This window comes from Granulicella sibirica (assembly GCF_004115155.1).
In the GTDB taxonomy this organism is placed as follows: domain Bacteria; phylum Acidobacteriota; class Terriglobia; order Terriglobales; family Acidobacteriaceae; genus Edaphobacter; species Edaphobacter sibiricus.
Genome location: NZ_RDSM01000003.1, coordinates 354,614 through 369,900 on the forward strand (window position 1 = coordinate 354,614; position 15,287 = coordinate 369,900).

At 58.4% G+C, this 15,287-nt stretch carries 9 protein-coding genes; 6 read left to right on the plus strand and 3 right to left on the minus strand.

All coding sequences use genetic code 11. The features are described 5' to 3' along the window. The first annotated feature begins 209 nt into the window (after positions 1-209). From GRAN_RS18165 to GRAN_RS18180, 4 genes are all read left to right on the plus strand, one after another. Entirely contained in the window at positions 210-1,628 is a 1,419-nt protein-coding gene (locus GRAN_RS18165) for an arylsulfatase (RefSeq protein WP_128914470.1), read from the plus strand. Between the two features lie 165 nt (positions 1,629-1,793). Then, the gene (locus GRAN_RS18170) at positions 1,794-5,111 is read left to right on the plus strand and encodes a TonB-dependent receptor (protein ID WP_161571041.1); all 3,318 of its coding nucleotides are present in this window, start codon (positions 1,794-1,796) and stop codon (positions 5,109-5,111) included. A gap of 76 nt (positions 5,112-5,187) precedes the next feature. Continuing rightward, the gene (locus GRAN_RS18175) at positions 5,188-6,675 is read left to right on the plus strand and encodes a sulfatase (RefSeq protein ID WP_128914472.1); all 1,488 of its coding nucleotides are present in this window, start codon (positions 5,188-5,190) and stop codon (positions 6,673-6,675) included. Positions 6,676-7,120: 445 nt separating this feature from the next. Further along, a complete protein-coding gene (locus tag GRAN_RS18180; protein ID WP_161571042.1) occupies positions 7,121-7,819 on the plus strand; it encodes a carboxypeptidase-like regulatory domain-containing protein in 699 nt (232 codons plus the stop codon). Here the strand turns inward: GRAN_RS18180 and GRAN_RS18185 are convergent. Next, on the minus strand, positions 7,797-8,957 hold the full coding sequence (locus tag GRAN_RS18185) for an IS30 family transposase (RefSeq protein ID WP_128914474.1): 1,161 nt from the start codon (positions 8,955-8,957) through the stop codon (positions 7,797-7,799). The two genes, GRAN_RS18180 and GRAN_RS18185, sit on opposite strands and share 23 nt — an antisense overlap. A gap of 78 nt (positions 8,958-9,035) precedes the next feature. On the opposite strand from GRAN_RS18185, the gene GRAN_RS18190 reads away from it, so the two are divergent. Further along, complete coding sequence (locus GRAN_RS18190) at positions 9,036-12,062, plus strand: outer membrane beta-barrel protein (protein WP_128914475.1); 3,027 nt, start codon at positions 9,036-9,038, stop codon at positions 12,060-12,062. A gap of 61 nt (positions 12,063-12,123) precedes the next feature. Here the strand turns inward: GRAN_RS18190 and GRAN_RS18195 are convergent, their stop codons facing one another. After that, positions 12,124-13,641, minus strand: a complete 1,518-nt coding sequence (locus GRAN_RS18195) for a heparinase II/III domain-containing protein (RefSeq protein ID WP_128914476.1) — start codon at positions 13,639-13,641, stop codon at positions 12,124-12,126. A 598-nt stretch (positions 13,642-14,239) separates the two neighbouring features. On the opposite strand from GRAN_RS18195, the gene GRAN_RS18200 reads away from it, so the two are divergent. Beyond that, a complete protein-coding gene (locus GRAN_RS18200; protein ID WP_128914477.1) occupies positions 14,240-14,431 on the plus strand; it encodes a hypothetical protein in 192 nt (63 codons plus the stop codon). A gap of 114 nt (positions 14,432-14,545) precedes the next feature. On the opposite strand, the gene GRAN_RS18205 is transcribed toward GRAN_RS18200, so the two are convergent. Then, positions 14,546-15,052, minus strand: coding sequence for an Lrp/AsnC family transcriptional regulator (locus GRAN_RS18205; protein WP_128914478.1), 507 nt, complete (start codon positions 15,050-15,052; stop codon positions 14,546-14,548). Between the last annotated feature and the right edge of the window lie 235 nt (positions 15,053-15,287).

The window sequence follows — 15,287 nt, forward strand, 5'->3', positions numbered from 1 at the left end:
CCATGAGAACGTTAGTTATGCGCGCGAGAAATAGTTTCCAGATGAAAGCCCAGCTCTGTTGTTGCAATGCAACGCAGTCCTGTGGCGCGATTGGAATACTCTCGGCATAACCGAAACTACCCGGTTTTTGAGTTCACCCCGCCCACTCTCCGTGGGCGTTTTCTTTGTTCGTGCGAACGCGCTCACCCTCCCCATCCATCGGAGTTCGCATGCACAACCTAACACGTAGAAGCTTTGTCTGGACTACCCTTGCCGCTACCTCGGGCATAGCCTTTGGTGCCGGCAAGCAGCGCAAAGGCCGTCGTCCAAACATCATCTTTATTCTCGCGGACGACATGGGCTATGGCGACCCAGGCGTCTACGGCCAGAAAAAGTTCTCCACTCCAAACATCGATCGGCTCGCCGCCGAAGGCGTGCGCTTCACCCAGGCCTATGCCGGCGCACCTGTCTGCGCTCCATCGCGCAGTTCCCTTATGACAGGCCTTAATGGCGGTCACACCCGCGTTCGCGATAACTTTGCGCTCGCCGGAGGGCACGTTGGTCACAAGGGCAAACAAGAGATTCGCCGAGCCAGCCTCACGCCGGAAGACCACACCATCGCGGATTATTTATCAAGAGATGGTTACGCCACGGCTCTCTTCGGAAAATGGCACTTGGACGGTTACGATCCCCAGGCTACGCCAAACCGCCACGGCTTCGACACGTTCAAAGGATGGCTGACGCAGACGGGAAGTACGCAAGGCTACTTTCCTGCCCAGCGCTACGACAACGGACGCCTGATCGACCTCCCGGAGAATGCCAACGGAAAGCAGGGTCTCTACGCGACGAACATCGTGACGGACGATGCCGTCGCCTACATCCGACAACATCTCCAGGATCCTTTCTTCCTCTACGTCGCGTACGACGCCCCGCATAGCCCCTATCTCGCACCGGACTTCGGCTCCTACGCCCACGAATCGTGGGATGACGATGAGAAGACCTACGCGGCCATGATCGAATATCTCGATCGCGGAATCGGCCGCATCCTCGAAACGATCAAAACGAGCGGGCTCGACCAGGACACCATCGTCTTCTTTGCCTCCGATAATGGTCCACGCTCCGAGCCAACGCCGCAGCAGACCAGGGTCATCGACTTCTTCGATTCGAACGGCCCCCTTCACGGTTACAAACGGGATATGTACGAAGGCGGCATACGCGACCCACTGATCGTCCGCTGGCCCAGCCATATCCCCGCAGGCCGGACGAGCGACGTTCCCACCTACTTTCCAGACTTTGTTCCAACCGCGCTCGACCTTGCCGGAGCTCCTGTGGAACACTCCGATGGCATCAGCCTTCGTCCCTATCTCTTGAAACCTGATCGTAAGTTCGAAGATCGCTTCCTCTATTGGGAGTTCTACGAACCGAGCTTCGAACAGGCGGTTCGCTGGGGCAAGTGGAAGGCAGTTCGACATGGGCGGTCCGGCCCACTCGAACTCTACGATCTCTCCAACGATCCGGCGGAGAAGACCGACATCGCGTCTGCTCATCCGGACGTAGTTGCCCGTATCGAGCAACACATCCGTGCTACCCACACTCCCTCCGTCGAATATCCCGACCGAGTGGAGAACAGCAAGGAAAACCAGCCTTGACATCCAATAACTCCAATTCGGCGCAGGCCTCGAACAGCGTATTCCGTTGTTGCGAGCGCGTGCTTGCCTGTTGCTGACATCGAAGCTAGCCCTCTCTCTTCATCCTTCAAGCCAACATCCCTTCGGCCCCAAAGTGCGCCGCTCCCATTTCGAAAGGAAATTCCTGTGAACACCTTCCACTTCTTCACACGTCATCGATGGCTTCTCACCGCATCTACCTTGTTCCTCACGATCTCAGCGGCAAATGCCCAGTCCACCCAGGGAACCATCAACGGCGTGATCACCGATGCTGTCGGGGCTGTCATCGCGAATGCCGCCGTCGATGTGACGAACGAAGCCACCGGCGTGACCATCCACACCACGACCAACGAGGCCGGGAAGTATAACGTGCCTGCCCTCAATGTGGGCACGTACACCGTCGCGGTCGAGGAGAAAGGCTTTGGCCGTTACACCCGATCCGGTCTCACGCTCTCGACAGATCAGGTCCTCGGCGTGGATGCGCAGCTCAAGACCGGCTCCGTCGATCAGAATGTAACGATCACGAGCAGTGCTCCCGAATTGGAGACGCGCACCTCATCCATCGGTCAAACCATCGAGGCCAAGAGCGTCTCTGAACTTCCCCTCGGCAATCGCACCTCCATGAACATCGTGGCGCTCACCGGGGGCGCGGTCTTTATCGATTCCGCCAACTACAGTCTCTCGGGAGGCCGCACCAAGAGCTCCATGACCTGGCTCGACGGAGGCTCCGGCCAGAACATCCGCATCGGCATCGGTACAGCCGAGGTCTCTCCGCCCGTCGATACCGTCCAGGAGATCGGTGTCATCAGCAATAACTACGCCGCTGAGTTCGGAGGCTCCGCGGGAGGCGTCATCATCCAGAACACGAAGTCCGGGACCAACGGCTTCCACGGTTCACTCTACGAATTCCTCCGCAACGATGCTTTCGACGCACCAGGCTACTTCGCCGGTACGTCTGCTGATGGTTCAAAGAGCAAGCCCGAGCTTCGCTACAACATCTATGGAGGCACGATCGGAGGCCCAATCCGCCGCGATCGCACATTCTTTTTCTTCGGCTATGAAGGAGGACGCCAGCGCACCGGTTCGACCGTCACCCTCACGGTCCCTACGCTTCTTCAGCGAGCCGGCGACTTCTCCCAGACCTTCACCGCGGCCGGCAAGCTCATTCCCATCTACGACCCATCGACCACCCAAACCGTCAACGGGGTCAGCACAAGAACTCAATTCGCGGGCAACCGCATCACCACCATCGATCCCGTCGCCGCCGCGCTCATGCAGTACTATCCCCTTCCCAACCGCACGCCGGATAACCTGGCCGGGGCAAATAACTTCCGTGCCAACGATGTCGCCGGTAACAACACCCAGTTTTATCTCGCCCGGGTCGATCACGTCCTTACCGACAAAGATCGCCTGGCGTTCCGTTACATTCACACCAGCGGCGTCACCACGAATAACTCCGTGTACCCTCTACCCGCCGCCGATCCCACCCTCAACAGCACATCCACCGATGACATCGGCTACGCCCAATACACACACACCTTCTCACCCACGGTCATCAACGATCTTCGCTTCCTCTATGACACGCGCGTCTACCATCAGTATGCTGACGGGGTCGGAGGCTTTCCCGCCTCGCTTGGTCTCAGTGGTGTCTCAACCAATGCCTTCCCATACTTCGCTCCTGCGGGTTTCAGCCCGCTTGGCAGTAACTCGCAGGAACGCCAGCAGTATCCTGTGACCGTCTACCAGCTCGTCGATAACCTTTCCCAAAGCATCGGCCGTCACACGATCAAATACGGTGCCGAAGTACGCCGCTCCATGGACCACGAGGTCAGCCTCTCCACTGCTTCCGGGGCCTTCACCTTCGCCACGCAGGCGACCGCCCTGCCCGGCAATAGCGCAACGGGCAATGGGCTAGCCTCTCTTCTCGTAGGCTTCCCGACCGCCTTCAGCGCGGCTTCCACCGAGCCGGTCACACGCGTGAGCTGGTACCTCGCCGGCTTCGTTCAGGATGATTGGAACATCACGCCGAGGCTCACGCTCAACCTCGGGATGCGCTGGGAGACGGATACGCCGATCAACGATGAGAACAACCGAATGAACAGCTTCGACGCCAGCGCCATCAACCCCGTATCTGGCACCCCGGGCGTCGTCAAGTTCCTCGGCGTCAACGGATATCGCACTACGCCGTACGATGGGGATTACAACAACTTCGCCCCACGCTTCGGATTCTCGTATCAGCCCTTTGGTCTTGGTGCGACCGTCATCCGCGGAGGGACCGGCGTCTTCTTCGCCCATCCCTTCGACTCCGGCCAGCCCAACGCCGCAACCTCCGGTTTCAGCCTCTCCGAGTCCCTCTCCACACCCGACAATGGGCTCACCGCTCCCTTCTACCTGCGCACCGGTGTGCCCAACGTCTCCAACGCCGGAGCACCTCTCACGGACTCGTTTGGAGCCGTGCCCGTGGGCTCCGCCGCCACCACTGCGGTCAGCTACTATGACCCCAAGAAGCGCACAGGCTACACCACGCAGTTCAACCTGGATATCGAACAACGGCTGCCCGGCCAGTTCGTTCTTGAGGTCTCCGGCATCGGCAGCGTCGCGCATAAGCTCGCCGGTTCCACCCAGCAGATCAATCAGATCAATCCAGCCATCCTCAGCGCCGCCCATAGCTCGCAGAAGGACCGGCCTTTTCCGCAATTCGGCAATGTGAGCGTCGTTGTCCCCACCAACAGCGACTCCAACTACTACGCCTCCATGACCCGCATCAGCCGCCGCTTCCACAATGGCTTCAACCTTAACGCGACCTACACCTTCGCCAAGTTCCTCGATAACTCCTTCGCCGGCGGTTCCTCCTTCGGCAACGACGGTGGCACCTACGCCAACTACTACGACCGCGCCTCCGACTACGGCCCATCGTCGAACGACATCCGTCACCAGTTTGTCTTCTCGAGCGTCTACGAGCTTCCCTTCGGACCACACCGCGCTTTCCTGAACCAGGGCATCCTCGCCCATGCCGTCGGTGGTTGGACCATTGGCAACGTCACCCGGACCTATTCCGGACCACCTTTCACCGTAACCACCAACACAAACAACACAAACGCATTCTCCTCCGGCAACCAGCGCGCCAATATCACGGGCAATCCGTACATCGCTGCGGATCAGCGCGGCTCCTCGCAGCTTTGGCTGAACGCCGCGGCCTTCGCCCAGCCGGCGATCTACAACTTCGGCACACAGCGCCGCAACAGTCTGCGCGGCCCTGGCTTCGGCACGCTTGATTTCTCTCTCATCCGCGCTGTCAGCTTCGGCGAGGGCCGCTACCTGCAGCTTCGTGGCGAAGTCTTCAACGCCCTCAACCACACGAACCTGACCACGCCGTCCGCTGCCTACGGAAGCGCCACCTTCGGCACCATCACCTCCGCCTACGCAGCTCGCCAGTTACAGATCGGCGCACGTATCGTCTTCTAGCAGAAGCCTCGCTTCCTCGATGCCCTGACCATTGCTTCATCAGACCTACAGCATGTCCACGCCACCCGGAGCTACCATGCCGAAACCCACACGTCGCAGATTTCTCTCCCAGGCCGCAGCCACCGCTGCGGCCGCGGCCCTTGCAAGATCCGCACGCGCTGCAACCAATCCCCCGAACGTCCTCCTGCTCATGTCCGACGATATGCGCGTCGAGCTTGGGTGCTATGGGAGCCGCTTCCATGCGCATACTCCAAATCTGGATAGCCTCGCCAGCCGAGGTGTCCGCTTCGATCGCAACTTCTGCCAGTTCCCTCTCTGCAATCCATCCCGTTCCTCCCTACTCACCGGCCAGACCCCACTTCAGACCGAAGTGCTCGGCAATCGCACCAACTTCCGCGACACACGCCCTGAACTCACCAGCCTCCCACAGCTCTTCAAGCAACAGGGCTATGTCACTGCCCGCACCGGCAAAATCTTCCACGACATCTACGACGACGAGATCGCGTGGACCGTCGGCGGCGGCAGCAAGCTCCTCCAACCGCCCACAGGGATCGAACACAAGAAGGTGATCCCCCGTCCACCCGTTCCGCCACCCCCACCGGGCATCGTTCCACCCTTGCCTCAGGACAACCAGCAGGCGGCTCACTCCGATCAAATTCTCGTTCTTGATGGCGACGGCGATGGACACCCGGAGAATCGAGTCGCCGACACCGCTATCGAATATCTCCGCACGTACCGCAACCAGCCCTTCTTTATCGGTTGCGGCTTCTCGAAGCCGCACAGTCCGCCAACAGCACCGCAACGCTTCTTTGATCTCTATAACCCCGCGAAGCTTGAGCTCACTCCAGACTTCGCCGCGTGGCCCACCGTTCCCGCTGGCTTCCCCAAAGCCGCCATCCGCATGCGAAACGCCGACCTCTTCATCGGCCGCGGAGCAAGTCCAATGGAAGCTCAGGAAGTCATCCGTGCTTACCTCGCCTCCATCTCCTGGGCCGACTGGAACATCGGCCGCGTGCTGGCGGAACTGGACTCACTCGGCCTTCGACAGAGCACCATCGTCGTCTTCGTTGCGGACCACGGCTATCAACTTGGCGAAAAAGGAAAGTGGTCCAAGGCCGGCTCCCTCTTCGAAATGGGAACACGTGTTCCGTTGATCATTCACGACCCTCGCGCGGCGGGTAATGGCAAGGCCTGCACGCGGCTCGTCCAATCGATCGATATTTACTCAACACTCGTTGAACTCTGCAACCTCAAGCCCCCCGCCTCGGGACTCCAGGGTGAGAGTCTTTCATCCCTTCTCCACCGGCCGAACGCCCCGTGGGACAAACCCGCATACAGTATCTGGAGCGAGGATGGAAAAACCGTCCACGGAATCTCAGTCCGCAAGGATCATTGGCGCTATGTGGAGTACGGGCCTGATGGCGGCAATGGCCGGCTGCTCTTTGATGAGCACGCAGATCCGCTCGAAATGCTTAATCTAGCTGAGGATCGGAAATACGCGCCTATCTGTGACGGCCTCTCTTCGCTGGCTCGGAAGTACCTCGAGGAGAATGCGCGCGCATAGGGCCTTCCTGGCTAGATAAGAAAGACCAAGGTGATTGAACCCTCCTCACGATGCGAGCGCGAAGGTTACCGCGCTGGTTGACCGCGAAGACTGCCGTTTCCAAAGAGCCTTTGGCATTGCCCTTTCTCCAAGCCTTGAATGCTCATCGAGTCCCAGCTAGATACGGCAGAGATAGCGATCGCGGCTGTGAGGATGGCGTGCGACGGTTGCGCGAGCACCGGACGAGAGTTTCCCGCCCACCTAGCCACGTAAAGTGCTGTTGACAACGCGCTATGGCATCTCGTACAAAGTTGCCCTCCAGGACGCAGCTGGCTTTTGGGACTGAGTCAAAAGAATGTCTTCCCGGAGCGTTCGAATGCTCCGGAGACATGATGGTGCTCAGCGGCTGTCGTGCGATTGGACAGGAGCGAAGCAGTCAGCGCAGCACCATTTTGGAGGTAGCGCAATGATCAGAAAGTCTCGCGGCCAATTCAGCCAAATGCTCAACGCAGCTTCTCGCTATCGATCTCGCCTCTTCTTGCTTATCGCGCTGCTGGCATTTTCCGCCAATGCCATCGCGCAAAGCGGCGTCGGCGCTATTCAGGGCACGATTCAAGATTCAACGGGAGCTGTGCTGCCCGGCGCTCTGGTCCACGTCGTCAATCAAAGTACCGCTGCGGCTATCGACACCAAGGCCAACGACAGCGGCTTCTATTCGGTCCCATCCCTCTTCACCGGGAATTACACGCTGACCTTTTCAGCCCCTGGCATGAAGAAGTACGAGACGAGCCTCGAGCTTCAGGTGGCCCAGACGGCAATCATCAATCCATTGCTGACCCCAGGCAATGTTACCGAGCAGGTCACGGTCACTGGCGACGCCGTCCAGTTGGCCACTTATGACAGCGGCACGATCAGCGCGACACTGGACAACTCGCGTATCGCTGAGCTGCCCGTCAATGGCCGTTTTCTCCTGTCGCTTGCGGGTCTGACGACCCCGGGCCTTGAGGCGGGAGGCACGAGAGCGAACGGGCTTCTAGGAGAGGCGCTCGAATACGTGCAGGACGGCGCGCCGATGACGAATCGCAACTTCGGAGGGGAAGGCAACTCCACCCAGGCGCAACTTCCCGATCCGGATGGCGGTCTCAATGGATCGATGCAACACTAGCTTGAAGTTTAGCCGCCGGGGTTTCGAAGTCCAACGTCTTTCTCGGGCGCTGGTTTAGTTGAAGGGCTACCTTGTTGAGGTCGGCCTGGGAGTAGCCGGATAAGTCAGTCTTCTTAGGGAAGTACTGCCTCAGAAGTCCGTTTGTATTTTCGTTGGAGCCGCGTTGCCAGGGGCTCTGTGGATCGCAGAAGTAGACTTGCACCTTCGTGGCCACGGTGAAGCTTTTGTGTTTGGCCATCTCCAGTCCTCGGTCCCACGTCAACGAGCGCCGCAGAGATGCGGGCAGCTTTCGAACCTGGCGGCTGAGTGCGTCGACTACCGTTGCGGTGTCTTTGCCTGGCACTTTGACCAGGATAGTAAAGCGCGAATGCCGTTCCACCAGGGTTGCGATGTGAGTGTTGCCGGTGCCGGCGAGCAGGTCTCCCTCCCAGTGGCCGGGGATGGCGCGGTCTTCAACTTCTGCAGGCCTCTCCCGGATTGAGACGGCATCGACGATCTGGCCTTGGGAATGTCCGCCAACTCGAGCGTGCACCGAACGGCGAATCTGACGCCTGGACCGCAGGTGCTGTGCAAGCTCTTTCTTCAGCACGCCTCGAGCCTGGATGAATAAGCTGCGGTAGATAGTCTCGTGGGACACGCGCATGCTCTCGTTGTTGGAATATCGGCTCTTCAACCATCCGGAAATCTGCTCCGGCGACCAGTTCAGGATCAGTTTACTGGCCACGATCAGGCGCAGCTTTCGATGAAGAGCAAGACGGCACGGCCTGGGCCGCAGAGCCGACTTCCACGCCTGATGATCGGCTGCACTGGCTCGATAGACAGGACGGCCACCGTGGCGTGCCACCTCCCGGCTTACCGTTGACGCAGCTCGTCGGAGACCTCGGGCTATCTCACGAATCGATGAACCGGACGCAATGCCCCGCGAGATCTCCTCCCGCTCGGACAGTGTGAGCATTCGTGGCGAGCGTCGGCGCACGGCAGGAGCTATCCCGCCGTGCTGCGCTAACAAGAACTGAATTGAGCCATGGTCCTTGTTGAAGGCACGACCGATCTCATGGAGCGACTCGCCCAACTTCCAACGTCGCCAGATGTCCACCTTCTGATCAGAAGAAAGTCCAAACCGCCTTCCTTGTATCATCTACACCACCTCGAAAAGAAATCATTTCTATCAGATGGTGTTGCGTCGACCAGTTGAGCTCGCAATTCCATCCAGGAAGTGCGCCTGGAGACGACGAACTCGAACGCGCAGTTCGCAACACCCGCCACGGGCATCATCACTTCGAAATCAGGCACGAACGCGTTGCATGGTTCTCTATTCGAAACCGCTCGCAACAATGCAATTGGAATCGCCAAGGTCCGCCAGAACCCTTCGAATTTCGCCGCGCCGCACTATGTCCGGAATGAGTTCGGTGCCTCCGCGGGCGGCCCGGTCAGAATGCCACATCTATATAACGGCACCGATAAGACTTTCTTTTTCTTCGCTTATGAGCGCTACTCGCTGCGCAGCTTCGCCAGCGAACTTGTTTACGTGCCGAAGCTTGAATGGCGTACCGGGGATTTCAGCACGCTGACGAACAGCGCGGGAATCCTGCAGACTCTCTACGACCCCGCGACCACAAACTCGGCAGGCCAGAGAACACCCTTTGCCGGCAACAAGATCGACCCATCCCGGGAGAGTCCCTTGGCGAAGAACATTCTCGCCATTACCCCCCTGCCGACCACTGCGGACAATCCGAACGTCACGCCGAATCTCAATACAGCGGGAATAAACAACTCCACCATTCCGCAATATAACTTCCGCATCGATCATGCCGTGAACGAAGCGAACAAGCTCTATCTCCGGTACACGTGGATCGACCAGAATCAGGCAACACTAAGAAACTATCCTTCTAACTCCGCGCAGACGATCGCCGGCGCAGGCTTCCCTGATGGTGCCAGCGGCGCCCAGGTTCTTCTTGTGACGACGATCAGTTCCGCGCTTGGCTATACCCACATCTTCTCGCCGACGTTTGTATCGGAAACTAACCTGAGCCAGCAGTGGTTTCAGCAATATTTCGTCGGCGGCGGAGATCCAACCCTGAACTACGAGGCGGCACTTGGCCTGCCAAACAATTTCGGAGAGGTCGGCTTTCCAACCATCAACGGGGCGACCATGCCGTACGGTGGCACGCAGTTTAATTACAAGGAAAATCAGATCATCTCGAACATCGATGAAAACCTGACGAAGGTCCTCGGAAAACACCAGCTTCTCTTCGGAGGAAGGTATCGTCACGAGCGCTTCGGCTATCTTCCTGATCGAAACGGGGACACAGTAAACTTCGGAGCTTATGCAACAGCGAATCTTGACCCCACCACGGGCGCGAACTATTCAGGCGTCGCAAACACAGGCAACGGAAATGCCGATCTCTTTCTTGGGGCAGCGTCGAGTTACTCGGTGAACCTGAATGCACCCTTCGTCCACTATCGCGATATGGAGTTCGACACTTACATCCAGGATAACTGGCACGTCAACAAGAACCTCACGCTGAACCTTGGCCTACGCTGGGAGATTCACCCGGCGGCGCAGACCCATGACGGCATCACGGAGAGCTTCGATCTCGCGAAGAAAGCGATCGTCATCCCGAACCCCATCTCTTTCTACGTCCAGAAGGGCTACACCACGCAGGCGATCGTGACGAACCTGGCAAACCTGGGAGTGAACTTTGAAACACCACAGGCGGCAGGGATTCCGCAGTCCATGTTGTACAACTACAACTTCAACTTCGGTCCCCGCCTCGGCTTTGCCTACACCCCGTTCGACGGGAGGCGCGGAACGGTCATCAGAGCCGGATATGGCCGCTTTATCTATCCCGTGCCGGTACGGAACTCTCTGAAAATCACGGCTTCAAACCCACCCTTCACCGCGAATTACTCGCAGAGCTATATCAGTGCCAGCCAGTCTCCCGACGGCCTTCCAAACTACCTTCTGCGAGCGAAGCAGGCGGTCGTCGCCGGACAGAATAGTTCGGGTGTCGTGAACAGCGCAACCACAACTTCCATTCAGCCGGGCGTGACATTCAATACACTCGATCCGCATTACGCTCCGGACACTGTCACTGAGTTCAACGCGACCGTCGAGCAGCCGCTGAAGTACAACACCGTCCTCCGCGTAACCTATCTTTATGATCACGGAGCTAATCTGGATCAGAACAATTACTACAACAATCATCCATCGACTTATGTCTATGAGGCGGCCAACGGGATCGTTCCGCCGACCGGCCAGTATGCAAATACTGCGACGGGCCCGTACGACCAGACCACGTATGGCGGAAACTACATCTCACAGAAGAGTGGCTACTCCAACGACAACGCCCTTCAGGTAAATCTCCAGAGGCTTAAGAAGAATGGATACGCCTTCCAGATCTACTGGGTCTATTCCAGGGCATTTCGTGTTGGCGGAAATACGTTCCGCGACAGCCAGCTGTATCCGGCGGCAAACTACCTCCCGGGAGTTTTGCCTGGAACCGACCTGTCAACACTGAACCGGTTTGAAAACTACCAGATCGACAGCGCCATTCCCGAACATCACATCGGCTTCAACGGACTTGTCGATGTTCCTGTAGGACGCGGTAAGAAGTTCCTCGGGAATGCAAACTGGCTGGTCAATGAACTTGTTGGCGGTTTCCAGATTGCCGGAACTGGACAGGTACTCTCGCAGTGGTTCCAGGTGGCAGCATCGAATTGGGGAACGACGAATCCTGTTCAGGTCTACAAGAGCGCGCACGCGATCACGGATTGCCGCAGCGGTGTATGCCGGAATGAGAATCTCTGGTTCAACGGATATATCGCGCCGGGCACGATCGGAGCGGCTACCAATGGAGTCTCAGGGCTTCCTTCGGGTTATATGCCCTATGAGGCTCCCATCAATAACGTCCCGGGAACAACAAACTATGGCAACAACAACGTGCCACTGACGCTAAAAAATGGGAGCGTGGTCCAGGTGGGCTACTCAGCCGGTCCAAGCGGAGCGAACAGATTCTCCCACACCTTTCTCCAGGGGCCCATCAACTACAACGCCGATCTTTCCATCTTCAAGATTTTTCCTATCACGGAAAGGGTCAATCTCAGAATCAACGCCGACGCCTTCAACGCGTTCAACATTCAGGGATATACCAACCCAAATACTACAGACGGCACCCAGAACTTCCTGAACTCGTACTGGACCGGCCGCCAGATCCAGCTCACGGCAAGACTCTCTTTCTAAACACGCCAAGGCCCTGCAGTTTGCTCTGTGGGGCCTTCTCGCGACCTGAAGACACGTCCTTTCAGGCCGACCGAACTTCAACCGTGTAAGTTCCCTTGCTCACCTGGCCAGTCGTGGTAAGCAGAACATGATAGAGCGCCTCGCCCCAGGCATGATGGAAGGACGGATCAGTCAATTCGACTCGCTCGGAGGTCGCCGCTAACTGCGAAGGGCTGAAATGCAACACAGCGCCCCCGAGCCGCACATGTCCCACCTCGATGACCGGCTGTTTTGGCGTGAGAAACGCCATCGCAACCGTCTGCGGCTTGCCTAACTCAAAAACCTCTTCAAGAATGATCGCTCCCGCTTTTCGATCGAGCGTGGCCGTCCGTATCCAGCGTTCAACGGCTGCGTCCGCCGGATATGCCGGTGCCAGGTTCGCAGACAGCGAGGTCACTCCGCCCGCATCCGTGTACCGGATCTCGAAGGCTTTGTAGTCAACATGACCCGGCCCCGGATGGTAGCCTTCGTGCTCACCAATGCCGCCGACTATGGGAAGGTTATGGTACTGCGATTGCATCGACCAGATCGTGTACCGTTCCTTCGAGAAAGTCTTGGCTTCATAAGTACCGACGCCCGCGTCGACAATGAGAGGCTCGCCGTTCTGAAAGACGAGAATGCTGCCTGAGTCATTGTGGCCATGACTCCGCGCGTTACTCGCCGCCTGCATCGCAAGGTAGAAACCCTCGACAGAATCTTCCTTCTGGCGCGCGGCCATCAGCGGAAGATTGGGATACCACGCCGTTCGCACGAGCGCATCTTTCCCGGTCGCAGTGCGAATCTGCTTCGCCACAACGAGCGCGTTGAGAGCGCGTGTGAGCGAAGCAACACCTCCAACGTTTTCCGCCATGGCCGACCTCAATGGGTCACCCGATGCCGCCATTCCATGATTGGCTGAGAGGAATGCGCCGAAGGCCTTGAGACCCTCATCCCCGCAATCATGGCCGTAACGGTATACCAGTTCGGGTGGGGGATCCGCCTGGAGGTGGGCGTCTCCGTAGTTGCAGTACATATCGCCCGCAATGTGGGCGTTGATGATGAAGCGTCCCATCGCCCGCGTGAAGGGGTGACGGATCACTTCGGTACCTTTACCACCGTGCGCCGAAACAAGCATCTGGCAGCAATCGAAGAAAGTGCCCGCAGAGCGTGTCCAGTAAGCCGGCCCCTCTTCGCAGGCCCCATCGGGCGAGTAGTCCGCGAGGTACTCATCGGTCGAGTGGCATACCTTCAGCACAGTCGCGGCCCGGCGCGTCGAATCGCTCTCGAGTAGCAGCGTAGTCGTGAGAATGTTCGAGTTGATCCAGGAGTTCCAGTTATTCAGATGGTGCGGACCCCCCGTTAGCCCCATCCAGCTAAAGTCGTTACGCTCGAGAAAGGGGGAAAGAACCCTGGCCTCCGCCTCACGCACGATGCGCGGGATCAGGAGAGGAGAGACGGTGTTGAGGCGGTCTCCAAGCAGGTATACGACCAGCGCCAGGGTGGCTGCGGTCTCCGCGGCAAACAGGTCGATGATCGGCTCCGCGGTGTCTCCCAGCCCCACGCCTGCTTTCTGTACGCCAAGGTGGGCCTGCGCGCCCCAGAAGCTCTCCTCGCAGCGATCTGATCGAGATATTTGCCCTGATTCTCAAGACACTCCCCGAAGACGAGATCAATCAGCCTCTCGCGTCGGCCGAAGTGCAGAGCCTCAAAGCGTGAACGATTCCCGTTGCGCTGAAACTCAAGTTCAAGCGTGGCTAAAAGCTGTGGCCAGTCCCCGGTGTTTGCCGCAGCAGCCCGGGCAGAGAGATTTTCCCTTACATCTTGCGGAAGGTCACTCCAGAACTGCCGTCCCGTGATAGTCGGATAAAAATTCCACTTCGTCTTCGCAACCAGGCTCGATTGAAGGGGAGAGAAGGTCGCGGTCAATGAAGGCTTGCCCATGCCTGGCTCCTGCTTCCCCTCCTGCGCAAAAGAAGGAGAGCCTCCGCTCAGTATGGCTGCCCCCGCGGCGGCGAGCGACGATGCAACGAAGGTGCGGCGATCGATCGGCGGCAAACATCTCATAGCGGACTCCTCATTGTGCTATCGCTCTGCGGATTACGGTTTAGTTCGATCTTGCGGCGAACGAAGACATCAGACCGGACCGGTTGCCGCAAACCATGCCAGACGAAGCTCAGCATCAAGGCGGAAGCGGTAAGCTTCTCTTGACCGGCGGCTGCGACATGGCGACTGAGAAGGCCTTGCCGATTCCCGCCAAGGTAGAAGCCCGCGTGTCGGCTCTATCGTCAAAGTCGCCGTCGTCGTCTCCAGTGCAGCAGCATAAGCCTGCTCCCGCGTCGCATCCTATGTAGCAGCTATCACGAGTCAGAGGCAAGCGGCAGGCGACAGAAGTTTCGCTGACTCGAGGCGATTTGTCGGTCACATCGAGCACCAGACACTACAGCCGTCTTAGACCGTGCGGCATCTCAGCCGCCTTGGGAAATCCTGCCTCCACGCTTCTGCTTAGTGTCACGCGGCGCGGGAAGGACCGTATTCCAAGGCACGGGAGACGCAAGAATCATCGACGTGTTCGTCGCAACGTACGGCATCATGCCATCGATCACCGTCTCCATGTGCCCGACATCGCGTACCGCCACCTGCACCATGAAGGACTCCGCACCGGTCACGCGATGGCACTCCAGCACCTCGGGCAGCGTCTTGATCAGCGCCGCGAACTTCGTCAGCTTATCTCCCGCGATCGTCACCTTCACAAACGCCCGCACCGGCAACCCAACCTTCGCCGGATCCACCATCGCCCTGTATCCAAGGATGATCTGGTTCTCCTCCAGCCTCTTCACCCGCTCAATCACCGCTGGCGTCGAAAGCCCAACCCGCCGCCCCAACTCCGCAAAAGCAATACGCGCATTGGTCTGCAGTTCCGCCAGGATGTCGCGGTCAATCCCATCAATGGAAGAGTCAGCAGAAGTCGTCATCAGTCTCCAAGGTACCGCCAAAGGCCGAATCGAGCGGTCTCTTCATTTTATAAGGCCAACCGGCCTCACAACAGATCATTCTCCCGCACTCTTCTTCAAATACAACACAACCCTCATTCACCCATAACCCCAGCCTGACTATGATTTGAGTTGTCATCGCCTGGAACCCGCATCGCTGGCCTCAGCCCGCGAACAGGACGAACACACAATCTCAAGCAGCACCAGCAAGGAGCAA